Raw genomic sequence first — 25,963 nt, forward strand, 5'->3', positions numbered from 1 at the left:
ATATAAATTCTTATCTTTTCTGTCTAACAAACCAAATGTTGGTACGATTGTTGCTTTTAAAAAAATGACAGTTTCTACTGTTCTAACGCGAATTCTGGATTAAGGAAGGAAGAAAGTATAGGAAATAGAAGGCTTTTTGGATTTGATGGAATAGGAAATGAGAGTAGAAAAGATATGAACCAAAAAATTAACAGGGGATCTATGGCGAGTGTGTTCAATTTCTAGTCTATTTTTTAGGTAACCAAAAACAGTCTCAATGATAGACCTTTTTCTCAGTAAAATCTTCTCATTTAGCGAAATCAATGCATTTTTCATACCTTTTTTCACCTTGGTAACAAGTTTCAAACCTCGGTCAAACAGCTTCTGAAAAAGCTCTTTTGCAATATAACCTTTGTCACCAAACAAAAGGCCGGTTAATTTTTCCGTCAGATTTGGCACAGGTATCCTATCATCAACATTGCCTTTTGTTAGCGTAAGTGAATGAATTTCACCATTTTCATTGATTACCATATGTAATTTGAAACCAAAAAACCAGCCGTAAGTACTCTTGCTTAATTTTGCAATTCCAGCAAAAACTTTGTTTTTGGATATTCTTTTTGCATGACAAACTGCAATGGGAGTTGTGTCTATATATGAAATTCCAGTGTTTTCTGACTGTCCACAAAGCCAATGCAACAACATTGCTAAATGCCACAAAACCCTAGGCTTTAGAGCAACAAACCTGGTATATGAAGGCAACTTTGGAAACTCTGATTTGTAGAGCAACGTTAGGTAATGTAGATAGAAAGTTTTGAAATTTTTACACGGAGATTGTTGATATAGCAGGATTATTGTCATGATTTCGGAGTGCTCAATTTCCGTTGTTCTTGTGGGTTTTTTACCATTTGGCAGTAGTTTACCTGCAAAATTTTTCTCTATATCTCTGCAAAAATCATCGACCAAACAAAACAGTTTGTTATATCTTCCATGGTTAACCTCATCTGTTTTTTTATAACTGCTGAGTTTACCCTGTTTTCTTGCCTTTTCTATTCTCCTTTAATCCAGAATTCGCGTTTTAAGTGATGAGGACATAAAAAACAGAAAGGATATGTTTATTAAAGGTCTTATAGATGCAGCAACAACTTATGGTAATCACGGTCAAAGTTGTGCTGGTGGAACATATAATAAAATGGTTGAGTCTTTATCTGGCTTGCATCCATCGGTAGTTATTACACTAAATAAACAGGAAGTTGGTGGAATGATAAAAGAAACGATTACTCAAAAATTTCCTGAAATGGCCAGGGAAAACCTCAGTAATTTTTCTGAAGAAGAACAAGAAAAAGTCCGAAATGAATTACCAAAGGTCTCACCTGAAACAGTAATGTATATCATAGCTACACGCTTAGCTCTTGAGAAAAAGTGTCAGGGGTTTAGCAGTGGACTAGGTAATGATAAAAAGGAGGAAATACTAGAAACGCGAATTCTGGATTAAAGGAGAATAGAAAAGGCAAGAAAACAGGGTAAACTCAGCAGTTATAAAAAAACAGATGAGGTTAACCATGGAAGATATAACAAACTGTTTTGTTTGGTCGATGATTTTTGCAGAGATATAGAGAAAAATTTTGCAGGTAAACTACTGCCAAATGGCAAAAAACCCACAAGAACAACGGAAATTGAGCACTCCGAAATCATGACAATAATCCTGCTATATCAACAATCTCCGTGTAAAAATTTCAAAACTTTCTATCTACATTACCTAACGTTGCTCTACAAATCAGAGTTTCCAAAGTTGCCTTCATATACCAGGTTTGTTGCTCTAAAGCCTAGGGTTTTGTGGCATTTAGCAATGTTGTTGCATTGGCTTTGTGGACAGTCAGAAAACACTGGAATTTCATATATAGACACAACTCCCATTGCAGTTTGTCATGCAAAAAGAATATCCAAAAACAAAGTTTTTGCTGGAATTGCAAAATTAAGCAAGAGTACTTACGGCTGGTTTTTTGGTTTCAAATTACATATGGTAATCAATGAAAATGGTGAAATTCATTCACTTACGCTAACAAAAGGCAATGTTGATGATAGGATACCTGTGCCAAATCTGACGGAAAAATTAACCGGCCTTTTGTTTGGTGACAAAGGTTATATTGCAAAAGAGCTTTTTCAGAAGCTGTTTGACCGAGGTTTGAAACTTGTTACCAAGGTGAAAAAAGGTATGAAAAATGCATTGATTTCGCTAAATGAGAAGATTTTACTGAGAAAAAGGTCTATCATTGAGACTGTTTTTGGTTACCTAAAAAATAGACTAGAAATTGAACACACTCGCCATAGATCCCCTGTTAATTTTTTGGTTCATATCTTTTCTACTCTCATTTCCTATTCCATCAAATCCAAAAAGCCTTCTATTTCCTATACTTTCTTCCTTCCTTAATCCAGAATTCGCGTTTATAGTTTTTTCTATCGCTTTAGCCTGTTCATAGTCTTGACTCAAAAAATACATGGCCAGCCCAACAGCTATACTAGCAACAAGAACAGGTGCTATCATTACACCTAGTATCATACCACCAGAAAGACTTACTGCAACACATACACCAGCTCCAAGTACAACACCAAGAAAACCACCAATCATTATGCCAGGCACCAAACTGCCTATCATAGCGCTTTCTTTTTTCGTATTAGCTTGTTTTTTCATACTTTTAATAAGCACTTCTTTTGTTTTTCCTTGAGCTAAATCTAAAGGAATTTTATTATCCGCGTTTTGTATCAAAGGATTTGCACTATATGTAACAAGAAGGGTGGTTATTTCTTCAGTTTTATTACCTATAACTGCATGATGTAGTAATGTACTTCCCTTTTCATCTTTAAAGTTTATATGAGTACGAAATTCTTCATCTAGATTTCTTATTGGGTTGTTTTTTGCATATATCCTAGGTTTTATTGCTCCATCTAAGTATTGTATTACTTGTTCTAGTGATTGCTCGCCAGGATTTTGTATAAAATGAAGCAGAATTTCGTGTACTATCGCTTCCTTTGTAGTTTGTGGGCAGCGTAAAGCACATGCAAATGTGTCTTTATTAATAGTTATTTCTTTTTCTTTTCCAAGAAAATCTCTTAACTTCTCAATTCTACTTATACTGTTATTTTCGCCAGCAATTATCGATTGTAAAGTTTTTCTGTTATCGTCACCAGTCATGCTATCCTCCTTGATTTGATTGCATTACTCATTAATAAATAATATAATAAATCCTGCTAAAAGTCAAGCAATTGATTAATAAGTTAATATAATTCTCCAAAAGGAGCTCCTTACTTTTTGTTCAGCATGTCCATTGGATCAGACTCTTTAAGCTTGCTGTTTGCTGAATTTATTCATCACAATAGCTACAATGTGCTATCGAAGTTCTCTGTAATCTTAGTTGGTTCTTCTAGAATATTCAAAATATCAGTTGCACAATAAACCCGATCTCTCTTTCCTTGAGAAGTTTGTGAAACGATGCCTAAATCTTCAAGCTTTACGATTGCTCTTTGGGCTGTTGTAAATACGACACCTAAGTTTTCAACCACTTTCCTTATAACGCGAATTCTGGATTAAGGAAGGAAGAAAGTATAGGAAATAGAAGGCTTTTTGGATTTGATGGAATAGGAAATGAGAGTAGAAAAGATATGAACCAAAAAATTAACAGGGGATCTATGGCGAGTGTGTTCAATTTCTAGTCTATTTTTTAGGTAACCAAAAACAGTCTCAATGATAGACCTTTTTCTCAGTAAAATCTTCTCATTTAGCGAAATCAATGCATTTTTCATACCTTTTTTCACCTTGGTAACAAGTTTCAAACCTTGGTCAAACAGCTTCTGAAAAAGCTCTTTTGCAATATAACCTTTGTCACCAAACAAAAGGCCGGTTAATTTTTCCGTCAGATTTGGCACAGGTATCCTATCATCAACATTGCCTTTTGTTAGCGTAAGTGAATGAATTTCACCATTTTCATTGATTACCATATGTAATTTGAAACCAAAAAACCAGCCGTAAGTACTCTTGCTTAATTTTGCAATTCCAGCAAAAACTTTGTTTTTGGATATTCTTTTTGCATGACAAACTGCAATGGGAGTTGTGTCTATATATGAAATTCCAGTGTTTTCTGACTGTCCACAAAGCCAATGCAACAACATTGCTAAATGCCACAAAACCCTAGGCTTTAGAGCAACAAACCTGGTATATGAAGGCAACTTTGGAAACTCTGATTTGTAGAGCAACGTTAGGTAATGTAGATAGAAAGTTTTGAAATTTTTACACGGAGATTGTTGATATAGCAGGATTATTGTCATGATTTCGGAGTGCTCAATTTCCGTTGTTCTTGTGGGTTTTTTACCATTTGGCAGTAGTTTACCTGCAAAATTTTTCTCTATATCTCTGCAAAAATCATCGACCAAACAAAACAGTTTGTTATATCTTCCATGGTTAACCTCATCTGTTTTTTTATAACTGCTGAGTTTACCCTGTTTTCTTGCCTTTTCTATTCTCCTTTAATCCAGAATTCGCGTTACTAGCGGAAATTACTCTCAAATGTTTGTTCATGTTAGCTGTAAACATTAAGAAATTTACCAAACGAAAAAAAAGGCAAAAGAAACCCTGGTCATTGTCTATTTTCAGTATTGGCGTTTTTTTAGTCTTAAACACTGCAATTTAGCTGCTTTTAATTGCAACTCACCTTAGTTTAAATGTTTAAGAAATTTACTAAGCAGAAAAAAAGGCAAAAGATATCCCGTGTTAGCTAGTTGTCACTCTCTAATCCTGCAAATTGGCGTACTATACTGTCTTAAACGACTTATAAGCGCGTTTCAGCTTGTGTAGGTAAAAACCTAGAAATACTGTGAAGACATAAGGTGCACATAGTGCAAAAAATTAAAAATAAGACGCCAACTACGTTGTTTTCTTGCTGTTTAATCTGCATAGATGAAGATAACTGAATACCTTCAGTTTCATGATAAGAGGGCTGGCGGAGTTTGTAAAGTAATTTTTTACATTTAATTTATAGCTCCCTGCATGATACCACGTATTATCTATACCAAGGTGTTCTGCTTGTAGATATTATACCAACAATCCACTATTTTTTTTATGTCTTGTGGTTTAGTTTCTGGACCTATGCTGATTCTAATTGAACACTCTGCTTGCTCTTTTGTTGCCCCCATTGCAAGCAAAACATGGGAAGGCTCAACTTTTCCAGAAGAACATGCAGAACCATTACTAACTGCAATATGATTCAAGTCAAAATGCATGAGCTGCACATCACTCTTTACTCCTGGCATATAAATAAAACTTGTGTTTGGCAGCCTCTTAGAGTTTTTACCGAAGATTCTTATGTCACTGGCAAGATTTAATAATTCACACTCTAATTGATCACGTAGCTCCTTTACTTCATCCATTTTTGATAGAAGATCTGGAATATTTTGCAGTGCAGCAGAAAGGCCTGCAATTGCAACAATATTTTCCGTACCACCACGAAATCCCTTCTCTTGTCCACCACCTATTATAATAGGTTCTATCGCAAGTTCTTTATTGAATATTAAAACTCCACTGCCTGCTACACCGCCAAATTTATGGGCGGATAAAGTGAGTAAATCCACTCCTAAATCTTCCATATTAACTTTAATTTTCCCAACACTTTGAGCAGTGTCAGTGTGGCAAATTGCTCCAAATTTGTGTGCTATTTCAGCTATTTCCTCAATAGGTTGAATAACTCCGGTTTCGTTATTTGCCATCATAACTGAAACTATTGCTTTGTTTCCTTTAAGTTCGCTTAGAATTTTTTCTAGCTCTAAAAAGTCAACAATGCCCTCCTGATTAACGGGTATTATATATGGATTACATGCAGAATTAAGAATTGAAGGATGCTCTATAGCTGAAATTACATGCAGGTAGCCTGCTATTCCTCTCATAACAAGGTTATTCGCTTCAGTTGCACCAGACGTAAAAACTATTTCTTTATCACTTGAGACGCCAATAGCACCACGTACGTTATCTCTTGCCTCCTGAAGAATCTTCCTCGCTTCTTGTCCTCTTTTATGTAGTGATGATGGATTGAGCGTTTGTTTTAACAAGACCTCAAATATACTTTTTTTTACATTTTCACTAATTGGAGCAGTTGCATTGTAATCAGCATATACGCAACCACTATTTTCTAAAGAGAATGGACTCATCTGTCACTTAAATAAGTTTACCATCAACTATAACCATAACTATGTACGTTAGCTTTAATACGATAAAAAATTTATTGCAAAAACAGCGAAATTAATACATAATTAATAACTCACGTCATCAATACCTGTCAAGCAGGTTCTTATTAGGGGTTACCATGGTTGAAGTTTTTTTGAATAATACAACAAAAAAGATAGAAGGTGAATACCACCAAAGCAAAGATGCCAACGCGCCGGTTGTGCTGGTTTTACATCATCATCCTCAATATGGTGGTAATATGGATAGTAAAATTGTACATAGTACATATACGTCTTTTATCGATAACAATTTTTCTGCATTGAAAATTAACTTTCGGGGTGTGGGAAAATCTACTGGAACTTTTGATAAGGGTATAGGAGAGTTAACTGACGCTGCGGTAGCTATTGATTGGCTTCAGGAACATAATTCTAGCAACGTTCCAATTTGGATCGCTGGTTTTTCTTTTGGAGCATGGGTGGCTATGCAGCTAACAATGCGCCGCCCTGAGATAGTGGGTTTTATTGCTCTTTCTCTTCCGGTAACTAAGTACGATTTTTCTTTTCTTTCTCCCTGTCCAGTTTCTGGGCTTATAATACAAAGCAGTAATGATACAATCTCAGAAGAAAGCGATGTAACAGAATTAGCAAAAAGGTTGATAAATTCAGTAAAAAGTGATCACATGAAATACCATATAATAGATGAGACTAATCACTTTCTAAGGGATAAAGAAGAGGAAGTGACTCAAATCGTAGACGATTATATAAAACTGCGCTTGAATAGTGCAGCTATTTCTTCTCAAAAGGTCAAAAAAGAGGTAAGGGTAAAAGAATATGCCTAATCTTTACAAACAAGAGAAATGAGTGTAGTAATATAAATGAAAAGGTTTTGTTATGTTTAAAAAGCTATTATTTTTTGTTTTAGCTGTGTTTATGTTATCGGGGTGTTCCCTAAGTAAACAGCGTAAGTTAAAAAGTCCGTGTATAAAAAGCAATGAAAGCATTTCATGCGAGTTGTACTCTGTTAATGATCATTGGTTAGATAAGTATAAGGCATAGGTAGTTTTAAATTGTGCTATTTTTCCTATTCACAACTTCACTAATGATCGATCTCTCAATTGGAAAATGCAGTCTGCCTTTTCTGCAAGGAGATGATTGTGCGTTACTATAAGCATAGAGCTGTTATTTTCCTTTACGTATGAATGTAGCAGTAAAAACACGTTAAAAGAATTTGTTGGATCTAAGTTTCCTGTTGGCTCATCTGCAAGTAAAAGCTTTGGAGAATTTACAATGCTTCTTGCAATTGCAACTCTCTGCCTTTCCCCACCTGAAACTTCAGATATCATACTACTTGCTTTGTTTTCCAGACCAAATTTTTCCAATGTTGCTTGCGAATTTTTTTTTGCTTCAGCTTTGCTTTTTCCTGCAATGAGTTGAGGAAGCATAATATTTTCCAACACCGATAACTCTTGTAACAAATAGTGAAATTGATAAACAAAACTAAGAAAATTTCTTCTTACATGGGTTTTATGCTTATTACTGGCTTGTGTGCAATTTATTCCATCTATCGTAACTATACCTGAAGTTGGCTTATCCAACAAGCCTGCGATTTGCAATATAGTTGTTTTCCCTGCACCTGAATCGCCAATCAGCGCTACTACTTGCCCTCTTGTGACACTTAAGTTGATATCCTTTACAACAGCAGAATTGTCCTTGAAGCTTTTATCTACAGAAGTTAGTTCTAGTGCTACATTACCACCCATGTTTAAAAGACCCAGAAGGCATCTAAGTTTTGGAAACCGAAAAACTGTTACCACAACCACATTGAGACTTAGCAAGGGTATTCTTTATTTGAAAACCAGAACCACTGAGATTCTGAGTATAATCTATAACTGAGTTATTTAAAAATTTTGCTGAACAATTATCAACCATTAATACAGGATTGCCATTTTCATCATTAATTACTATATCTTTACCTTTTTCGCTAAAACTGGAGTGGCTTCTATAGTCCTCGCTTTCTTCATAATCATCATCTTCGTCTTCGTCATCAAACTCATCATCGTAATCATCATCTTCATCATCCAAAGATAGATTTTTATTCATTTGATCCATAAGAAAATTGTATTTGAAGCCAGAACATCCACCACCTGAAACTGCAACACGCAAAATGGAACTCTTATCCCCTTCCTGCTCTGCAAGAGAGTGGATTTTTTTTAGTGCATTATCAGTTAAGTTGATGTTGTAATTTGTTGACATAGTAACCACCGTTTATTATTAATAACTTATTATAGTAGAAATTTTACATGTCAAACAATAATTTTCTATTAAATTATGCATGCTTTCCAAGCAAAACAAAAGGGAGATACTTCAAAGAGCCAGAAGATGAGAATCGCAGCTGCTTTCAGCGTGATAGGGACCGTATCATTCACTCTAATGCGTTTAGAAAATTGGAGTACAAAACACAAGTTTTTATCAATTATGAGCACGACTACTATCGCACTCGGCTTACTCATAGCCTTGAAGTTGCACAAATTGCAAGGTCCATTGCGCGTAGACTTGGCTTAAATGAGGATATCACTGAATGCATAGCGCTCGCACATGATCTTGGTCATCCTCCATTTGGTCATGCAGGTGAAGATGCTCTAAAGAAATCAGTTCAAGATTTGAATCTTGATAACGAGAAGTATGAGTTTGATCATAATGTTCAAGCTATAAGGATTTTAACTTACCTCGAACAAAAACACGCTGACTTTGATGGTATGAATCTAAGTTGGGAGGTGATTGAAGGGGTTGCAAAACATAACGGTCCCTTACTTGGTCAGAATGCAGTATCTCACACAAATAATCAGCTATTGCTAGAATACAACAAAAAATATGATCTAAAACTTGGAGAATTTTCAAGCATTGAAGCGCAAGTTGCTTCAATTGCCGATGATATTGCTTACAGTGTTCACGATCTTGATGATGCACTCAGGGCGAATTTAGTAACCATCGAAGATTTGCTGAATGTCCCTTTAATTGGAAAAATGTTTAAAGACATAAGGAGCAGATATTCAGAATTACCTCAGAGCAAACTCATACATGAATCACTGAGTGGAACTATAGGAACTATGATAAGCGATGTTGTTTCTCAGACTGAAAGAAATATTGAAGATCACAAAATAAAAAGCGTAGAAGACGTAAGAAGTCTAAATAAAATGCTAGTCACATTTTCACCAGAAGTTGCGAATGCTACAAAAGAAATGAAAAGATTCAACATGGAGAAAATATACAGAAGCTATAAACTGAGTAGAACGATGAACAAAGCAAAACGCATAATACAGGAACTTTTTCAATGTTTTTATGAAAACCCAGGATTACTTCCCACAGAGTGGAGCAAACTCGCTTGTGAATCTCAGCGTTCAGTAATAATATGTGACTATATCTCGGGTATGACAGATAGATTTGCCATACACGAGCACAGAAGAATTTTTGATACCTCATATGAAATGACTTCTTTCTAATGACTGATGATCATTTCATGTCAATTGCATTAAGACTTGCAGAAAAAAATCTTGGAAATGTTGCACCAAATCCTGCTGTCGGGTGTGTTATTGTAAAGGATGGTACAATTATTAGTGAGGGATATACAGGGATCGGTGGGCGTCCGCATGCGGAGGTAGTCGCTTTGCAAAACGCGAAAGATTCAACTCAAGATGCAACTATGTATATCACGCTCGAGCCATGTTGCCATTTTGGAGTTACAGAACCTTGCACCGCAGGAATTATAAGAGCTGGAGTCAAAAGGGTAGTAATTGCAACTATTGACCCAGATAGTAGAGTTTTAGGTGGAGGCATTAAAGCTCTGAAAGAAGCAGGAATTGAAGTGAAACAAGGAATTATGCAAAAAGAGGCAGAAGAACTGAATGTCGGCTTTTTCACCACTAAAAAACTACACAGGCCATTTATAGCCTGTAAAATCGCAACAACTCTTGACGGGAAAATTGCAACATTTATAGGCGATAGCAAATGGATAACAAGTGAAGATACGAGAAATTGGGTACAGAAGCTTAGAACAAAATATGATGCGATTATGATTGGCAGCAATACTCTTATTAACGATAATCCACTCTTAACTTGCAGATTACCAGGACTTGAAAATAGATCGCCAATAAGGCTAATTATTGATAGCCAAGCAAAATTGAAGGAAGAGCACAATATTGCAAAGACTGCAGATAAAGTAATAACTTGGGTGATTACAAATAAGGAAGTAGAGAGAAAAATAAAAAACATTAATTATTTGATAGTCAATTCAAATCACAAACCTCCTGTTATTCCAGATGTCACCCCAACACACTCTCCTGTCATTCCAACGCCTTCTCCTGTCATCCCAGTGCCCAGACACTGGGATCCAGAAAACTTCAAGCAATTGCATAATGAAAACTGGATTCCAGCGTCACGCGCTGGAATGACATCGGAACCTGATGTTATCGGCAAAGTCTGTCTAAAAGACATGGCATCAAAGCTTGTTTCAGAAATTGGCATAACAAGGTTATTAGTTGAAGGTGGAGGAGTGTTAATCACAGAGCTACTGAAGCATAGTTTAATCGATAGGTTGATAATCTGCCGCAGTGGTAAAATTTTAGGTAATGACGCCACTCCTTTTATAGGAAATTTAGGAATTCAATCTATTAACAAATGTTACCAGTTCAAAAAAACAGAGATAATAGAGTTTAGTGAGGATGTAGCTGAGGTGTGGGATAGATTGCCTTAACCTTTACATATTCAAATGAAAGGAAAAAGAAAGAGGTAGAAAATCTACCTCTGGTTATGCTAATTTATTTAATTAGTTTGAAATATTAAGCGCAGTCTTAAATTGCTGTTTAACAGCATCATCACTAAGTCCATCAAGTAATGTTTTTACAACGTTATCTTTATCACCTTCAGGTCCTTTATCACCTTGAGGTCCTTGTGCACCCTTCTCACCTTGTAGTCCTTGTTTACCTTCAGGTCCTTGTTTACCTTCAGGTCCTTGTGCACCCTTCGCGCCTTCTATTGCATTCATTTGCTGATATGAACAGTAAGCTGCTGCGGCAAAATATACAGCGGCAATAAATAGAACTGCAATTCCAGCAGGGCTAGCAACAAGTGCTAAAGATGCAGGTCCAGCAATTACTTTAGTAGCAATTAATATTGCTGTTATTGCTCCCGCTAAAGATGCAACTGCAACTAAACCTTCAATACTCATTTTTGTTATATGTGCAGTATTTTCCCACTTCAATATGTTTTTTATAGTCATAATAGTCCTCTTAAAGTAAGGTTAATAAAAGGATTAAGTATGTGTTAATAATGCATGTTGGTCAAGCCATTTTTTACATAAAGTATATATTTCAAGCTAAACTGTTACCAATTGTATATAATTAACTATGAAACATGGTTGGCTGAATCTCGATAAACCAATAGGAATTAGTTCTGCACAAGCTGTAACTCAAATTAAAAGGATTTTTGGGATAAAAAAGGCTGGTCATCTGGGAACACTTGATCCTTTAGCTTCAGGTGTGCTGCCAATTGCTCTTGGCGAGGCAACAAAAACTATACCGTATTTATCTTGCGACTTAAAAGCATACGATTTCACAATAAAATGGGGTGAACAAAGAACAACGGACGATTTGGGTGGTGATATTATTAGAACTAGCACTATAGAACCTCAATATAATCAAATAAATTGTGCAATTAAAAATTTTATTGGTGAGATCAAGCAGACTCCTCCTCAATTTTCAGCAATAAAAATCAAAGGAGCAAGGGCGTATAAATTGGCAAGAAGTGGGCAAAAGGTGAATATAAAGTCCCGACAAGTCAAAATACATGAACTGAAATTGATATCTGTGGACACCATAAATAATAGTGCAAATTTTTCTATGATATGTGGTAGTGGTGTATATGTAACGCGAATTCTGGATTAAAGGAGAATAGAAAAGGCAAGAAAACAGGGTAAACTCAGCAGTTATAAAAAAACAGATGAGGTTAACCATGGAAGATATAACAAACTGTTTTGTTTGGTCGATGATTTTTGCAGAGATATAGAGAAAAATTTTGCAGGTAAACTACTGCCAAATGGTAAAAAACCCACAAGAACAACGGAAATTGAGCACTCCGAAATCATGACAATAATCCTGCTATATCAACAATCTCCGTGTAAAAATTTCAAAACTTTCTATCTACATTACCTAACGTTGCTCTACAAATCAGAGTTTCCAAAGTTGCCTTCATATACCAGGTTTGTTGCTCTAAAGCCTAGGGTTTTGTGGCATTTAGCAATGTTGTTGCATTGGCTTTGTGGACAGTCAGAAAACACTGGAATTTCATATATAGACACAACTCCCATTGCAGTTTGTCATGCAAAAAGAATATCCAAAACAAAGTTTTTGCTGGAATTGCAAAATTAAGCAAGAGTACTTACGGCTGGTTTTTTGGTTTCAAATTACATATGGTAATCAATGAAAATGGTGAAATTCATTCACTTACGCTAACAAAAGGCAATGTTGATGATAGGATACCTGTGCCAAATCTGACGGAAAAATTAACCGGCCTTTTGTTTGGTGACAAAGGTTATATTGCAAAAGAGCTTTTTCAACGCGAATTCTGGATTAAAGGAGAATAGAAAAGGCAAGAAAACAGGGTAACCTCATCTATTAATCCAGAATTCGCGTTAGAAATTGAACACATTCGCCATAGATCCCCTGTTAATTTTTTGGTTCATATCTTTTCTACTCTCATTTCCTATTCCATCAAATCCAAAAAGCCTTCTATTTCCTATACTTTCTTCCTTCCTTAATCCAGAATTCGCGTTAGTAAGATCTTGAATAGTGCTGAGGAATTCTATTTCTTTTATTTCATCTTTGCCAGTGAACCCCAAAATATCATTGAGAAAGTGAATGAGGATGTCTTTATTTTTTTTCAGTGCCAAAGATACGCCGGAACGCAACATCATTCTTGGGATCAAGAAATTTAGAAAGAGCCATAGTAAAAATACTGAGAAAAGATTAATAATTATACACACAATTATTCAACCATATTTTAAGCTTACAATTTTGAGCTTAATTTGACACATATGGTGGACTGTGTGGGCAACTCTTCACTTAAACAATAGTTATGTAAGAATTTCCTCTCAAGCCTTTAGCTCCTCAAACACCTCACTTGCTCTATTTAAAACAGAATCAGGAAAACCAGCAAGTTTTGCCACATGTATTCCATATGACTCATCTGCAATGCCTTCAATTACTTCATGTAGAAAGATAACCTCTCCGTTCCACTCTCTTATTTTTACACAAAAACATTTCACGTTCTTCAAGTATTTGCTTACTTTAGTTAATTCATGATAATGAGTTGCAAAAATGGCGCGGCACTTATTTACATTGTGAATATGTTCAATCACCGCCTGTGCAATAGATAATCCATCATACACCCCTGTGCCCCTACCAATTTCATCAAGTATCACCAAGGAACGGTCCGTTGCCTGATTTACTATCGTTGCTGTTTCGATCATCTCTACCATGAAGGTAGAATAACCAGCTATTATATTATCTGTTGCACCAACCCTGCTGAATATCTTGTCAATCACTCCAATATGCGCACTCTCTGCTGGCACAAATGACCCCATGTGAGCTAAAACTGCAATGAGAGCGTTTTGCCTCAAGAAAGTGCTTTTTCCAGCCATATTAGGACCAGTAATTAGATGTATACCAGCTAAATTGATGCTATTTGCAATGAATTTATCGTTAATTTCAACCACTGGATGTCTTCCGCTACAGATATTGAACTCTTTGCTGTCATCAATAATGGGTTTTACGTAATTATTTTGCACTGCAAGCTCTGCAAACGCGGTTCTAATATCAAGTTTTGCCAAAGCATTTGCAGCAGAAGCAATTTTTTCAGATTCTTTAGCGACTTCACTACACAGTTCACTAAAAATTTTCATTTCTAAGCCGATTGCAGCATCACGTGCCGTAAGAATTTTATTTTCTAGTTCTTTCAATTCATTAGTAGTGTAGCGCATGCTATTTGCTAAGCTTTGCCTATGAATAAATATATCCAAAGTTATTTTGTGATTTGCCGACACTTCAACGTAATAACCGAGTATGTTGTTGTGTAATATTTTGAGTGCGGCAATGCCAGTTAGGTTGCGATAAGATTCACGGAGTTTGGTTATCAACTTGTTACTGTTATTTAATATGTAGGATAACTCAGATAATTCTGAGTTGTATTTTGAGTGAATAAACCCTCCTTCTTTCATGGAACTGAGGTTATTATCAAGTATAGCACTATTTAGCAGTTCAAATAGATCTTTATGATTGCCAAGGCTTTTATGTATTGTGTTTAGTTCACTCTCGTCACTACTTATCACCTGAGTAGTAGACACTGATTCCTTTCCTCTGGTCAAGCACTGGAATGACATCTGAGAGTTAGTTGCTGATTTTTCACTTAAACAATAATTATGCAAGGTAGACAGAAACTCAGACAACTCTAAAGTTTTTCCGAGGCCTATTTTTAATAGGTTCATATCCTTTGGTGAACCACGCCCTAGTATTAAGCGCGATAAAGACCTCTCAATATCTGGAATGTTAGATAACATTTCTCGTATTTTTCTGCGTGGCTCATGATTATTTACAAAAAATTGAGCGGTGCTGAGCCTCAAATTGATTGCCTTGGAGCAAGCAAGTGGTGAAGCAAGCATTTGTTTTAACAGGCGTCCACCAGAGGCTGTAACTGTGTGATCAATAACTGAAATTAGTGAACCTTTCTTTTCACCAAATTGAGTTGAAAACAACTCAAGATTTCTCCTTGCTGAAGCATCAATAAGCATGAAATTTTGTTGCTTATAGGTTTTTGGGAATTCAAGCCTTGGAATAGAGCCCCTTTGTGTTACTCTGACATATTCAAGTAGTGCACCACACGCCATGATTTCTACTTTGCTGAAATTTCCTATACTCCCAAGTTCCGTGATTTTATAAAACTCGCATAATGTTCTGTGAGATTTACTATACTCAAAAAAGCTCTGTGCGTGTTGCGTAATTGATATTTTATAATTTTTTAAAACCGATCTAATTTTTTCGTCCTCAGTGAATTTTTCAGAAATTAATAATTCTCTTGGTGATATACGCAACAAATCACTATCTAGAGCTTTCAAACTCGTTAAAGTGTGAAAAAATTTTCCCGTTGATAATTCAAGCCAACTAATAGCATATTCGTCATTTTGTTCAACTATGGACGCGAGATAATTATTGCTTTTATCCTCTAATAGTGAATCTTCTATAATTGTACCTGGAGTTACAACTCGCACTACATCACGTTTTACTATGGATTTATAGCCCCTCTTTTTTGCTTCATCAGCAGTTTCTAATTGGTCACAGATTGCTACTTTGAATCCTAAATCTATTAGCTTGTGTAGGTAAGATTCGCTACTGTGTGCTGGCACTCCACACATTGGTATTTCTTGCCCACACGAATTACCTCTCTTAGTGAGCACTATATTCAGCAATTTCGCAGCTTTAATAGCATCATCGAAAAGCAACTCATAAAAATCTCCTAGCCTATAAAATAGCAGATGATCCTTGTATTGAGCTTTCAGGTTCAAATATTGCTCCATCACAGGAGTGTTTCTTTCTTTCACAAAGCTCATAATATTTTTTAATATATTGTATTGGTAATAAATTCAATGTTATTATAGATTATATTGCACATGTGAATAACATAAATTTTAAATAGGTGTATAGAGGGGAAAATTTAAAACAATTAGATTTCCTGGATCACGGTGTTAGCTACTTGGATGACATAAAGAGTAGGAGTATCAGTTGTCATTCCAGCGTCACGCGCTGGAATGACATCATAGGGGCGCTGGGATGACACCCTCCTGCTAGACAATGTTCGTACAGTTGTAGAATGAATCGCGGTATACTTGGGTCAGCTATATGTAGGTTGTGGCCCTTCTTTATTATTTTTATTAGCGGCAGTTGCATCATCAACAGATATTTCAGAGCTAACAGTGCTAATAACGCGAATTCTGGATTAAGGAAGGAAGAAAGTATAGGAAATAGAAGGCTTTTTGGATTTGATGGAATAGGAAATGAGAGTAGAAAAGATATGAACCAAAAAATTAACAGGGGATCTATGGCGAGTGTGTTCAATTTCTAGTCTATTTTTTAGGTAACCAAAAACAGTCTCAATGATAGACCTTTTTCTCAGTAAAATCTTCTCATTTAGCGAAATCAATGCATTTTTCATACCTTTTTTCACCTTGGTAACAAGTTTCAAACCTCGGTCAAACAGCTTCTGAAAAAGCTCTTTTGCAATATAACCTTTGTCACCAAACAAAAGGCCGGTTAATTTTTCCGTCAGATTTGGCACAGGTATCCTATCATCAACATTGCCTTTTGTTAGCGTAAGTGAATGAATTTCACCATTTTCATTGATTACCATATGTAATTTGAAACCAAAAAACCAGCCGTAAGTACTCTTGCTTAATTTTGCAATTCCAGCAAAAACTTTGTTTTTGGATATTCTTTTTACGCGAATTCTGGATTAAAGGAGAATAGAAAAGGCAAGAAAACAGGGTAAACTCAGCAGTTATAAAAAAACAGATGAGGTTAACCATGGAAGATATAACAAACTGTTTTGTTTGGTCGATGATTTTTGCAGAGATATAGAGAAAAATTTTGCAGGTAAACTACTGCCAAATGGTAAAAAACCCACAAGAACAACGGAAATTGAGCACTCCGAAATCATGACAATAATCCTGCTATATCAACAATCTCCGTGTAAAAATTTCAAAACTTTCTATCTACATTACCTAACGTTGCTCTACAAATCAGAGTTTCCAAAGTTGCCTTCATATACCAGGTTTGTTGCTCTAAAGCCTAGGGTTTTGTGGCATTTAGCAATGTTGTTGCATTGGCTTTGTGGACAGTCAGAAAACACTGGAATTTCATATATAGACACAACTCCCATTGCAGTTTGTCATGCAAAAAGAATATCCAAAAACAAAGTTTTTGCTGGAATTGCAAAATTAAGCAAGAGTACTTACGGCTGGTTTTTTGGTTTCAAATTACATATGGTAATCAATGAAAATGGTGAAATTCATTCACTTACGCTAACAAAAGGCAATGTTGATGATAGGATACCTGTGCCAAATCTGACGGAAAAATTAACCGGCCTTTTGTTTGGTGACAAAGGTTATATTGCAAAAGAGCTTTTTCAGAAGCTGTTTGACCGAGGTTTGAAACTTGTTACCAAGGTGAAAAAAGGTATGAAAAATGCATTGATTTCGCTAAATGAGAAGATTTTACTGAGAAAAAGGTCTATCATTGAGACTGTTTTTGGTTACCTAAAAAATAGACTAGAAATTGAACACACTCGCCATAGATCCCCTGTTAATTTTTTGGTTCATATCTTTTCTACTCTCATTTCCTATTCCATCAAATCCAAAAAGCCTTCTATTTCCTATACTTTCTTCCTTCCTTAATCCAGAATTCGCGTTTAAGGTGCTATGCAACAAAGCCCACTGGGATCTGGTAGACTCAAATCACAATGTTTGCACAGTTGTACGCTTAGTTCTGGTCGCACGCTACCATTCTTGTACAGCCACAAATAGAAAATTTACGCTTTAAAAGGATCATATACATCGATTTCCTTAGGATTACTCTTTTTCAATTTTTCACTTAATAATCTCAAAATGGGCTGTAAATCACCATTAATTGATAAGCACAGTACTTCTTTATTAAGATAATTAGCTAGGTGATTCTTCTTTTCCAGAATTTCTGCTTCCCTCAATAAGTCGCATTTGTTTAATACTACAATCTCTTCTTTTTCAACAAGATCACCATTGTAAAGTTCCAATTCATTATGGATACAACTATAAGCAGAAACAATGTCATCGTGAGTTACATCGATTAAATGAAGTAAAATTTTACACCTTTCTATGTGCTTTAAAAATTTATGCCCGAGCCCAACCCCAAGGTGAGCATCAGTAATTATTCCAGGAATATCTGCTATTACAACTTCGCTATCATCCACTTTTGCCACACCTAAGTGGGGTCTTACGGTGGTAAATGGATAATCGCCTACTTTTGTATCCGCATTCGAACAGCGAGTCAAAAATTTTGATTTACCTGCGTTTGGCATGCCAATAATTCCAACATCTGATAAAACTTTTAGTTTTAACAATACATGTTTTTCTTCGCCAGGATGACCGTAAGTAAAATGTCTTGGTACCTTATTAGTAGAAGATTTAAAATTAGTATTTCCAAGTCCACCTTTTCCACCCTGTGCTATTAAAAATTCCATATCAGGCTTGTCAAGATCGACTATTATCTCTTCACTTTCTTCATCAATTATTTGTGCACCGACTGGAACTCGAAGTATAACGTCTTTCCCTGCTGTGCCAGATCTATCCCTGCCTGCACCATTTTTCCCACTATCTGCTTTAATGTGTCTTCTATAACGAAAATGAAGCAAAGTGTTGAGATTAGCGTCGCTGATGAAAACTATGTTTCCACCCTTTCCTCCATTACCACCATTTGGACCACCAAATTCAACGAACTTTTCTCGACGAAAACTTGCACAGCCGTCACCACCGTCACCGGCTTTTAAACACAATTTTACTTCGTCTATAAAACCCATGCTAACCCACGATAATATTTAGCATCCTTTCCTAATGCGCTTTCTATTCTCATTAGCTCGTTATACTTCGCGAGTCTATCAGAACGCGATAGCGACCCGGTTTTTATCTGCCCGCAATTTGATGCAACTGCTATATGAGATATTGTTGTGTCTTCTGTTTCACCTGAGCGATGAGAAATAACAGCTTTATAGCCATTTGATTTTGCCATTTCAATAGCAGCAAAAGTTTCTGTTAACGTCCCTATTTGATTTGGCTTGATCAGTACAGCATTTGCCATTTTTTCCTCTATTCCTTTGCATATCAGTTCACAATTTGTAACAAACAAATCATCCCCTACTAATTGAACTTTACTCCCCAATTTTGCAGTAAGTAATTTCCAACCTTCGTAATCGTCTTCACTCATTGCATCTTCTATAGAAATTATTGGATATTTTTCCACAAGGTCACAATAGTATTCAGCCAATTTCTCTGAAGTAAGATCTCTGTTTTCAAATTTGTAAATTCCATCTTCATAAAAAGTAGATGAAGCAACATCAAGGCCTAGTGCAAAGTGATTTTGCGCTGAATAACCTGCTGATTCTATAGCGTATATGATCAAATCAAGTGCTTCTTCAGTACTTTCAATATTTGGTGCAAAACCACCTTCATCTCCTACGTTTGTGCTATAACCTTTTTTCTTAAGAATGCTACGTAAGTTGTGGAACACCTCCGCAGATATTCTGATTGCTTCACTGAAAGTCTCAGCACCGACTGGAAGAATCATGAATTCTTGGAAATTGAGCTTATTGTCTGCATGTACTCCACCATTAATTATGTTAATGAATGGAACCGGCATAACACTCATCTGCTCTCCTCCCAAATATCTATACAACGGTATTTTGAAACTGTTTGCTGCTGCTTTTGCAACCGCAAGAGACACACCCAAAGTTGCATTTGCTCCAAGTTTAGATTTATTTTTTGTTCCATCTAGTTCAATTAATGCTTTATCAATTGCATTTTGGTCCGCTGCATTCATTCCAATGATTTCATCTGCTATTATCCCATTTACAGCTTGAACAGCTTTCAGCACTCCTTTACCACAATACCTTTTCTCATCTTGGTCTCTGAGTTCCAAGGCTTCTAATTTACCGGTTGAAGCTCCAGAAGGTACAGATGCTCTGCCTATTGCTCCATCACAGAGCTCAATCTCTACCTCAACAGTGGGGTAACCCCTGCTATCTAAAATTTCTCTTGCAAATACGTTATTGATTATCTTATTCATCGCATTAAATCCCTACTGTAAACTTTCTGTACAAACGTGTGATCTGAAGATAATTCTAGTTGTCATCCCAGTGCGTGACACTGGGATGGCTTTGTTGCATAGCAACCGAAAAAATCTGGTGGCTACTGACAAAATTCATTATAAATAACCATTTAACTGTTGAAGAAAAAATATGCCACAGAAAATGAAAGTCAGTAACCAAAACGAATATAACAAATTCCTTGAAAAAAGGGGAAATATTTTTCGTTACATCGATGAAGCTATCGAAAATTGGTATGAAAATAGTCCAAAAATGCAGGGCGGCAACTATATTTACAGTGATAAAGTCGTAATTTTGGTGCATATAATTGTCAATCTTTTTAGAATTGGTTTAAGACAAACGGTGGGGTTTATAAAAGGATATCTGCAACAAATAGGAAAAAATTTGGCAGTTATCAGCTATTCACAAGCATCAAGAAGGTTTAAAAAACTTAATATTAAGATAAATGATTGCAGGGTTGATAAAAGCAACATGGAAAATATTGAAATTATCATAGATAGCACAAGTATCAGCATTTACAGTAACACTCCTGGCCACAGTAAGGAAAACAGTGCAGATAGAAAGTACCGAAGCTACGAGCAAGTAAGAAAGTTACATGTTATGTTAAGTGTAAATAGTAAAAAAGCTATAGCTGCAAGATACAGTAATGGCTTCTACTCTGACCACTATGGAGCTTGCGATTTGCTTGAAGAAGTTAATTTTCAGCACAAAATAAAAGCATTATATGCAGATAGGGCATACGATAGGCACAAACTTTATAAATTGTGTAAGAAATACGATATAAAGACAAAAGTTCTACCAAAAAAGGATGCAGCAGAACATTCAAAATAGATTATATGTCTGACAGAAATGCTGCTATTAGGTTAATAAAATTATATGGACAAGATGGTGTAAAAGAGTGGAAAAAGGAAGCAATTTATGGAAAGAGATCTTACATAGAAGGATTTTTCTCAAGGTTGAAGCAAGTATTTGGATTTAGCTTTAGGAATAAATCTGAAGTAAATCGTGAAAAAGAATTACTAATTAAGTGCTATTTGCTCAACAAATTCACTGATATTGGTATGGATAAATTTGAAATCATTACATAAATTTGTCGTAAACCATCGCTGCTTAAGGTGCTATGCAACAAAGCCATTCCAGACTGGGATGACACCATTTGCTGTGCAATTTACCTTCAAAAATGAATGTTCGTACAGCTATGGAATGAATCGTGGTATGACGCGTTAGCTATAGCTTTGTCTTCCCTTTTCTGAATGGCTTGCAAGCTGCTATCTCTACAAAAACTATATTTTTCTTCAGAAGAGAGCTATATTGTAACTATGGACAAAATAATCATAAAAAAATTTGGTGGGACTTCGCTAACTGATTTAAACCGAGTTGCAAATTTGATAAAAAACGATATTGAGAAAGGTTGTAATGTAATCGTTGTTGTATCTGCTGTTGCAGGATTTACTGACCAAATGGCTTTTCAGGCTAGAAAAATCTCAAATTTAAGTTGCAGACAAGAGTTATCAGAGTATGACGTCCTGCTTTCAGCAGGAGAACAAATCTCTTGCAGTCTATTAGCTATCACTCTCCAATCGATCGGAGTTAATGCTAAATCGTGGCTTGCCTGGCAGTTACCAATTGTAACTGATGATTTTTATTCTGAGTCTAAAATAAAAACAATAAAGATTGACCGTGTGAAAAGATCTTTTGCTGAGGGTTATACTGCTGCGATCATCGCTGGTTTTCAGGGTATAAATGATGATAGAATCACTACTTTTGGAAGAGGAGGCTCTGATATATCAGCAGTTGCCTTCGCGATAGCCTTTGGTGTTAGAGCTTGCGAAATTTTTACTGATATTGATGGAATATATACAGCAGACCCGAAAATTGTTCCAAGGGCACGCAAGCTTAAATTTATCTCTTACGATGAAATGTTGGAAATGTCGTCATCTGGTGCTAAAATACTGCATAATCGTTCAGTACAACTTGCAATGAAACATAACATTAAAGTGCAAGTGCTATCCACTTTTAAGGAAGTAGAAGGCACCGCAGTACTACACAAAAGGGATGTACTAGAGAGATACTTAATTACTGGAATAACTTATAGCACTAATGAAGCTCTTGTAACTCTCATTAACCTTGCAAATAACTTGCGTACTTTAAGAGATATAGTAGGGGCAAACGTTAAAATCGATATGATACATGGGTCAAGTTTTGTTATCTCCAAATTTGATATTGATTTAATGGAAAAGTTACTGAATAAGAATGAAAATTATGCTATAAATGGTAATGTAGCTAAAATTTCAATAATTGGTATTGGTGTTATGTCTAACACTGAAGTGATGCACCGCACACTCAAGGTTTTAAGCGAAAAAAAGATAGAAATACTTGCTATCACAACATCTGAAATCAAAATTAGTATAATTGTTCAAAAAGAATACGCTGTAGCTTTGGTCAAAGATTTACATACTGAGTATGAGCTTGATATGCAGCACTAGGATAGGCTTGACGTCCACAACTGATCCGTTCAGCCAATGGCGTCAACTTAAGAGTCCTCATTAGCAAACCCTCCTATGGATCTTCTGAAAAGTTTTTGAGTATATTGTATTTTTAATTTGTAAAATAAGATTTTTCCTTTCTGCATGTCTCCTTATAACGCGAATGAATCCACAACTGTACGAACATTGTGATTTGAGAACAATCTCCGCCAGGAAGGGTGTCATCCCAGTGCGTGACACTGGGATGGCTTTGTTGCATAGCAACTTAAGCAGTGATGGTTTACGACAAATTTATGTAATGATTTCAAATTTAGCCATACCAATATCAGTGAATTTGTTGAGCAAATAGCACTTAATTAGTAATTCTTTTTCACGATTTACTTCAGATTTATTCCTAAAGCTAAATCCAAATACTTGCTTCAACCTTGAGAAAAATCCTTCTATGTAAGATCTCTTTCCATAAATTGCTTCCTTTTTCCACTCTTTTACACCATCTTGTCCATATAATTTTATTAACCTAATAGCAGCATTTCTGTCAGACATATAATCTATTTTGAATGTTCTGCTGCATCCTTTTTTGGTAGAACTTTTGTCTTTATATCGTATTTCTTACACAATTTATAAAGTTTGTGCCTATCGTATGCCCTATCTGCATATAATGCTTTTATTTTGTGCTGAAAATTAACTTCTTCAAGCAAATCGCAAGCTCCATAGTGGTCAGAGTAGAAGCCATTACTGTATCTTGCAGCTATAGCTTTTTTACTATTTACACTTAACATAACATGTAACTTTCTTACTTGCTCGTAGCTTCGGTACTTTCTATCTGCACTGTTTTCCTTACTGTGGCCAGGAGTGTTACTGTAAATGCTGATACTTGTGCTATCTATGATAATTTCAATATTTTCCATGTTGCTTTTATCAACCCTGCAATCATTTATCTTAATATTAAGTTTTTTAAACCTTCTTGATGCTTGTGAATAGCTGATAACTGCCAAATTTTTTCCTATTTGTTGCAGATATCCTTTTATAAACCCCACCGTTTGTCTTAAACCAATTCTAAAAAGATTGACAATTATATGCACCAAAATTACGACTTTATCACTGTAAATATAGTTGCCGCCCTGCATTTTTGGACTATTTTCATACCAATTTTCGATAGCTTCATCGATGTAACGAAAAATATTTCCCCTTTTTTCAAGGAATTTGTTATACCCGTTTTGGTTACTGACTTTCATTTTCTGTGGCATATTTTTTCTTCAACAGTTAAATGGTTATTTATAATGAATTTTGTCAGTAGCCACCAGATTTTTTCGGTTGCTATGCAACAAAGCCATTCCAGTGGGATTTGTTGCATCGCTACTTATGAAAGGCTAACTATAGTTAGGATTATAAGCAACCTATTGAAAATCTTGTTTTTTTGCAATCAATCTGATCAAATTTAAGAATAGTAATTTATTATTTATATTAATAAACTTAATTCTATTGAAAATAGCTAAAGGATTGAAATTCTTGAATTTTAGCCGGATTAGTGAGTGGTAGTGAAATTTCTTTTACTCAAATTTAGGTATTCACTGACCGTTCTTGTTATAAATACCAGAATAATAAGCTACTGATATTCTCCATCTTTTTTATCTTTAATCCATCATAGCTAGCGATGCAACAAAGCCATTCCAGTGCCAAGCACTGGAATGACATCCTCCCTTGTGGAAATTGCTCTCAAATCACAATGTTCGTACAGCTATGGATTCATTCGCGGCATCTCATCAGCTAACGAGTAGCGGAATGACGAATTCGTCGTTTTTCAAATTGTCGGTAAATCTAAGCCACTTTAGCTATATAGCACGAATTAAACCACTAAGTAGCAGGAGACCTTGCATGACCTCCAAAAAATACTTTTATTCTTTCAAGATAAGTAGGTGGTACTGCAGGGATTTCTATATTATACATTGAATAATAAATTGCTTCCTTTATACTATCATCTGTAATTAATTCCCTTAATTTCTGCTTTATGACACTCCTTTGAATATGTTCTCCATAATCTTCGTAAAATTTTATGTAAAGCTCTTTAAAGACAAATTCCCTTATTTCTATTATTGATTGGTTAATGTTGCTCTTCACCTCATCGCTTATATTATTTTTATCCGCATAATCTTCGGAGTAAAAATCTTCAAACTTGTCTACCAAAATTTTTAATTTTTTATAATTGCAATATTCTTTTAAAAATCTTTCAGTAATTTTAGGCGTTAATACGTTCACTGTTCCATTTATTTGAACCGAGAAATTATTTTGTACTTCAAGACAACTAAGCGAATAAATAATACGATCGAACATTCCCAGAGGACATAAACCAAGTCCATCCTTTAAATTCATTAATAATAGTGAATTCACATCTAATTTTTGATTCTCAGCAGCAGCTAAAACTAAGTTTGCAGTTTGTGTAAGAGTTAGGCCAGTTTTTGATTCTCGCCAATTTGCTATATTAGAATGATTAAAGTTAAGATAATTCTGCAATTGATTTCTTTGTTCAGCTGTTAACTCATCTGAGTTGTTTATATAATCTTCATACTTTTTATTGAGTGCATTTGACTGAGTTCCAAATTTCTGTTTTAGCTCCTCAGCACACTTTATAACACTTTCCTCAAAACTTCTAGTATGAACACTTTGACTGCCAGTGCCCACATCACTTACATTAAACAAAAAGCTTAGCTGCTTTACATTCAAACCCAAAGGTGAGAAAAGCCTCACTAATGGATACTTTATCAATTCAAGAAGTGCCACTGGGATTAATAATACAGCACTTATAAGCATAAAAAATATGTTAATACCTGGTGTCCTTCCGTCAGTGTTCAGTAGCAGCCCCCGATTAAGGGCAGATATTTTCGATGCACAGTACAAAAATGGTAATTGAATGCAATATACTAAATATATAGAGAAAAACAAAATTTTATCTTTTAACCCTATTGTTGGGTCATTATATACTTCAGAAAAAATGTTATCATCACTGTTTTCATTTTTGAAAGACTGATAGTTGCTTGTAATTTTTTCTGTAAAGATAGAACAGAGCTTATGTATGCCATAGCATGCAACACAGGCAGCAAGAGAAATTGCAAGTGTTCCAAAAGCAGCTAATACCTCACTTGAAGTTTTGGCAAGAAGGAATGCATAAAGCGCATTAATAAAGATCTTAAGCAGAGAATCATGATGAAATAATGTTCCAATAGCAGCACCAATTAATAAAACATACCCACAAACAACCAAAAATGTTTTTAACCTCAGATTCATAGCCTTCTCCTAATAATCTATTTCATTATATGCATAAATTAAAAAAATGCAAGTTT

21 protein-coding genes and 5 pseudogenes are annotated in these 25,963 nt (G+C 35.4%); 12 read left to right on the forward strand and 14 right to left on the reverse strand.

Translation table 11 applies throughout. The annotated features are described in order from the left end of the window. Positions 1–99 precede the first annotated feature (99 nt). The gene (locus tag AAGD95_RS04245; RefSeq protein WP_341818192.1) at positions 100–942 is read right to left on the reverse strand and encodes an IS982 family transposase; all 843 of its coding nucleotides are present in this window, start codon (positions 940–942) and stop codon (positions 100–102) included. 145 nt (positions 943–1,087) lie between these two features. On the opposite strand from AAGD95_RS04245, the gene AAGD95_RS04250 reads away from it, so the two are divergent. Then, positions 1,088–1,471, forward strand: a complete 384-nt coding sequence (locus AAGD95_RS04250; protein WP_341818293.1) for a hypothetical protein — start codon at positions 1,088–1,090, stop codon at positions 1,469–1,471. A gap of 84 nt (positions 1,472–1,555) precedes the next feature. Continuing rightward, on the forward strand, positions 1,556–2,407 hold the full coding sequence (locus tag AAGD95_RS04255; protein WP_410542088.1) for an IS982 family transposase: 852 nt from the start codon (positions 1,556–1,558) through the stop codon (positions 2,405–2,407). A 1,154-nt stretch (positions 2,408–3,561) separates the two neighbouring features. On the opposite strand, the gene AAGD95_RS04260 is transcribed toward AAGD95_RS04255, so the two are convergent. Together AAGD95_RS04260 and AAGD95_RS04265 are read right to left on the reverse strand one after the other, a co-directional pair. Then, on the reverse strand, positions 3,562–4,413 hold the full coding sequence (locus AAGD95_RS04260; RefSeq protein ID WP_410542096.1) for an IS982 family transposase: 852 nt from the start codon (positions 4,411–4,413) through the stop codon (positions 3,562–3,564). A gap of 621 nt (positions 4,414–5,034) precedes the next feature. Continuing rightward, complete coding sequence (locus AAGD95_RS04265) at positions 5,035–6,171, reverse strand: cysteine desulfurase family protein (protein WP_341818295.1); 1,137 nt, start codon at positions 6,169–6,171, stop codon at positions 5,035–5,037. A gap of 155 nt (positions 6,172–6,326) precedes the next feature. Here AAGD95_RS04265 and AAGD95_RS04270 point away from each other — a divergent pair, with 155 nt between their 5' ends. Beyond that, positions 6,327–7,025, forward strand: a complete 699-nt coding sequence (locus AAGD95_RS04270) for an alpha/beta hydrolase (protein WP_341818296.1) — start codon at positions 6,327–6,329, stop codon at positions 7,023–7,025. Positions 7,026–7,271: 246 nt separating this feature from the next. Here the strand turns inward: AAGD95_RS04270 and AAGD95_RS04280 are convergent, their stop codons facing one another. Both AAGD95_RS04280 and AAGD95_RS04285 read right to left on the reverse strand, forming a co-directional pair. Further along, entirely contained in the window at positions 7,272–7,946 is a 675-nt protein-coding gene (locus tag AAGD95_RS04280) for an ABC transporter ATP-binding protein (RefSeq protein ID WP_265035059.1), read from the reverse strand. A 22-nt stretch (positions 7,947–7,968) separates the two neighbouring features. Next, on the reverse strand, positions 7,969–8,439 hold the full coding sequence (locus AAGD95_RS04285; RefSeq protein ID WP_341818297.1) for a heme biosynthesis protein HemY: 471 nt from the start codon (positions 8,437–8,439) through the stop codon (positions 7,969–7,971). Positions 8,440–8,486: 47 nt separating this feature from the next. Between AAGD95_RS04285 and AAGD95_RS04290 the strand changes: the two genes are divergently transcribed. Both AAGD95_RS04290 and ribD read left to right on the forward strand, forming a co-directional pair. After that, positions 8,487–9,686 (forward strand): deoxyguanosinetriphosphate triphosphohydrolase, encoded by a 1,200-nt coding sequence (locus AAGD95_RS04290; protein WP_341818298.1) that lies wholly within the window; start codon positions 8,487–8,489, stop codon positions 9,684–9,686. Continuing rightward, complete coding sequence (gene ribD / locus AAGD95_RS04295) at positions 9,686–10,936, forward strand: bifunctional diaminohydroxyphosphoribosylaminopyrimidine deaminase/5-amino-6-(5-phosphoribosylamino)uracil reductase RibD (protein WP_341818299.1); 1,251 nt, start codon at positions 9,686–9,688, stop codon at positions 10,934–10,936. The genes AAGD95_RS04290 and ribD overlap by 1 nt, the downstream gene beginning before the upstream one ends. A gap of 72 nt (positions 10,937–11,008) precedes the next feature. Here the strand turns inward: ribD and AAGD95_RS04300 are convergent, their stop codons facing one another. After that, positions 11,009–11,443, reverse strand: a complete 435-nt coding sequence (locus AAGD95_RS04300; protein ID WP_341818300.1) for a hypothetical protein — start codon at positions 11,441–11,443, stop codon at positions 11,009–11,011. Between the two features lie 145 nt (positions 11,444–11,588). On the opposite strand from AAGD95_RS04300, the pseudogene truB reads away from it, so the two are divergent. The 3 pseudogenes from truB to AAGD95_RS06475 form a co-directional block, all read left to right on the forward strand. After that, positions 11,589–12,116, forward strand: a pseudogene (gene truB / locus AAGD95_RS04305) (tRNA pseudouridine(55) synthase TruB); the annotation flags it as partial. A 93-nt stretch (positions 12,117–12,209) separates the two neighbouring features. After that, positions 12,210–12,800, forward strand: a pseudogene (locus tag AAGD95_RS04310) (IS982 family transposase); the annotation flags it as partial. Positions 12,801–12,871: 71 nt separating this feature from the next. Further along, a pseudogene (locus tag AAGD95_RS06475) lies at positions 12,872–12,997 on the forward strand (IS982 family transposase); the annotation flags it as partial. A 21-nt stretch (positions 12,998–13,018) separates the two neighbouring features. Here the strand turns inward: AAGD95_RS06475 and AAGD95_RS04315 are convergent. The 3 genes and pseudogenes from AAGD95_RS04315 to AAGD95_RS04325 form a co-directional block, all read right to left on the reverse strand. Next, positions 13,019–13,184, reverse strand: a pseudogene (locus AAGD95_RS04315) (PD-(D/E)XK nuclease family transposase); the annotation flags it as partial. 146 nt (positions 13,185–13,330) lie between these two features. Then, on the reverse strand, positions 13,331–15,841 hold the full coding sequence (gene mutS / locus AAGD95_RS04320) for a DNA mismatch repair protein MutS (RefSeq protein ID WP_341818301.1): 2,511 nt from the start codon (positions 15,839–15,841) through the stop codon (positions 13,331–13,333). 386 nt (positions 15,842–16,227) lie between these two features. Further along, a pseudogene (locus tag AAGD95_RS04325) lies at positions 16,228–16,725 on the reverse strand (IS982 family transposase); the annotation flags it as partial. A gap of 103 nt (positions 16,726–16,828) precedes the next feature. Here AAGD95_RS04325 and AAGD95_RS04330 point away from each other — a divergent pair. After that, positions 16,829–17,680, forward strand: a complete 852-nt coding sequence (locus AAGD95_RS04330; RefSeq protein WP_410542088.1) for an IS982 family transposase — start codon at positions 16,829–16,831, stop codon at positions 17,678–17,680. A gap of 134 nt (positions 17,681–17,814) precedes the next feature. Here the strand turns inward: AAGD95_RS04330 and cgtA are convergent, their stop codons facing one another. Both cgtA and eno read right to left on the reverse strand, forming a co-directional pair. After that, complete coding sequence (gene cgtA / locus AAGD95_RS04335; protein ID WP_341818302.1) at positions 17,815–18,837, reverse strand: Obg family GTPase CgtA; 1,023 nt, start codon at positions 18,835–18,837, stop codon at positions 17,815–17,817. Next, entirely contained in the window at positions 18,825–20,099 is a 1,275-nt protein-coding gene (gene eno, locus AAGD95_RS04340) for a phosphopyruvate hydratase (RefSeq protein WP_341818303.1), read from the reverse strand. The genes cgtA and eno overlap by 13 nt, the downstream gene beginning before the upstream one ends. 172 nt (positions 20,100–20,271) lie before the next feature. On the opposite strand from eno, the gene AAGD95_RS04345 reads away from it, so the two are divergent. From AAGD95_RS04345 to AAGD95_RS04355, 3 genes are all read left to right on the forward strand, one after another. Next, positions 20,272–20,970 carry a transposase gene (locus AAGD95_RS04345; protein WP_341818189.1) on the forward strand — a complete coding sequence of 233 codons (699 nt, stop codon included), beginning with the start codon at positions 20,272–20,274 and terminating at the stop codon, positions 20,968–20,970. Between the two features lie 5 nt (positions 20,971–20,975). Continuing rightward, entirely contained in the window at positions 20,976–21,227 is a 252-nt protein-coding gene (locus AAGD95_RS04350; RefSeq protein ID WP_341818304.1) for a hypothetical protein, read from the forward strand. Positions 21,228–21,458: 231 nt separating this feature from the next. After that, positions 21,459–22,625 carry an aspartate kinase gene (locus tag AAGD95_RS04355; RefSeq protein ID WP_341818305.1) on the forward strand — a complete coding sequence of 389 codons (1,167 nt, stop codon included), beginning with the start codon at positions 21,459–21,461 and terminating at the stop codon, positions 22,623–22,625. A gap of 291 nt (positions 22,626–22,916) precedes the next feature. Here the strand turns inward: AAGD95_RS04355 and AAGD95_RS04360 are convergent, their stop codons facing one another. The 3 genes from AAGD95_RS04360 to AAGD95_RS04370 form a co-directional block, all read right to left on the reverse strand. Next, complete coding sequence (locus tag AAGD95_RS04360; protein WP_341818200.1) at positions 22,917–23,168, reverse strand: hypothetical protein; 252 nt, start codon at positions 23,166–23,168, stop codon at positions 22,917–22,919. Positions 23,169–23,173: 5 nt separating this feature from the next. Then, positions 23,174–23,872 carry a transposase gene (locus AAGD95_RS04365; RefSeq protein ID WP_341818306.1) on the reverse strand — a complete coding sequence of 233 codons (699 nt, stop codon included), beginning with the start codon at positions 23,870–23,872 and terminating at the stop codon, positions 23,174–23,176. A gap of 607 nt (positions 23,873–24,479) precedes the next feature. Continuing rightward, positions 24,480–25,883, reverse strand: coding sequence for a hypothetical protein (locus AAGD95_RS04370; RefSeq protein WP_341818307.1), 1,404 nt, complete (start codon positions 25,881–25,883; stop codon positions 24,480–24,482). Between the last annotated feature and the right edge of the window lie 80 nt (positions 25,884–25,963).

It is taken from the genome of Wolbachia endosymbiont (group B) of Ennomos erosarius, from assembly GCF_964026905.1.
Taxonomy (GTDB): domain Bacteria; phylum Pseudomonadota; class Alphaproteobacteria; order Rickettsiales; family Anaplasmataceae; genus Wolbachia.

What these genes read in the sequence shown, in the direction of transcription:
- AAGD95_RS04250 (WP_341818293.1), top strand. Translation starts at nt 1,088, where the DNA reads ATGTTTATTAAAGGTCTTATAGATGCAGCAACAACTTATGGTAATCAC.
- AAGD95_RS04265 (WP_341818295.1), bottom strand. Translation starts at nt 6,171, where the DNA reads ATGAGTCCATTCTCTTTAGAAAATAGTGGTTGCGTATATGCTGATTAC.
- AAGD95_RS04270 (WP_341818296.1), top strand. Translation starts at nt 6,327, where the DNA reads ATGGTTGAAGTTTTTTTGAATAATACAACAAAAAAGATAGAAGGTGAA.
- AAGD95_RS04280 (WP_265035059.1), bottom strand. Translation starts at nt 7,946, where the DNA reads ATGGGTGGTAATGTAGCACTAGAACTAACTTCTGTAGATAAAAGCTTC.
- AAGD95_RS04285 (WP_341818297.1), bottom strand. Translation starts at nt 8,439, where the DNA reads ATGTCAACAAATTACAACATCAACTTAACTGATAATGCACTAAAAAAA.
- AAGD95_RS04290 (WP_341818298.1), top strand. Translation starts at nt 8,487, where the DNA reads ATGTCAAACAATAATTTTCTATTAAATTATGCATGCTTTCCAAGCAAA.
- ribD (WP_341818299.1), top strand. Translation starts at nt 9,686, where the DNA reads ATGACTGATGATCATTTCATGTCAATTGCATTAAGACTTGCAGAAAAA.
- mutS (WP_341818301.1), bottom strand. Translation starts at nt 15,841, where the DNA reads ATGAGCTTTGTGAAAGAAAGAAACACTCCTGTGATGGAGCAATATTTG.
- cgtA (WP_341818302.1), bottom strand. Translation starts at nt 18,837, where the DNA reads ATGGGTTTTATAGACGAAGTAAAATTGTGTTTAAAAGCCGGTGACGGT.
- eno (WP_341818303.1), bottom strand. Translation starts at nt 20,099, where the DNA reads ATGAATAAGATAATCAATAACGTATTTGCAAGAGAAATTTTAGATAGC.
- AAGD95_RS04345 (WP_341818189.1), top strand. Translation starts at nt 20,272, where the DNA reads ATGCCACAGAAAATGAAAGTCAGTAACCAAAACGAATATAACAAATTC.
- AAGD95_RS04350 (WP_341818304.1), top strand. Translation starts at nt 20,976, where the DNA reads ATGTCTGACAGAAATGCTGCTATTAGGTTAATAAAATTATATGGACAA.
- AAGD95_RS04355 (WP_341818305.1), top strand. Translation starts at nt 21,459, where the DNA reads ATGGACAAAATAATCATAAAAAAATTTGGTGGGACTTCGCTAACTGAT.
- AAGD95_RS04360 (WP_341818200.1), bottom strand. Translation starts at nt 23,168, where the DNA reads ATGTCTGACAGAAATGCTGCTATTAGGTTAATAAAATTATATGGACAA.
- AAGD95_RS04365 (WP_341818306.1), bottom strand. Translation starts at nt 23,872, where the DNA reads ATGCCACAGAAAATGAAAGTCAGTAACCAAAACGGGTATAACAAATTC.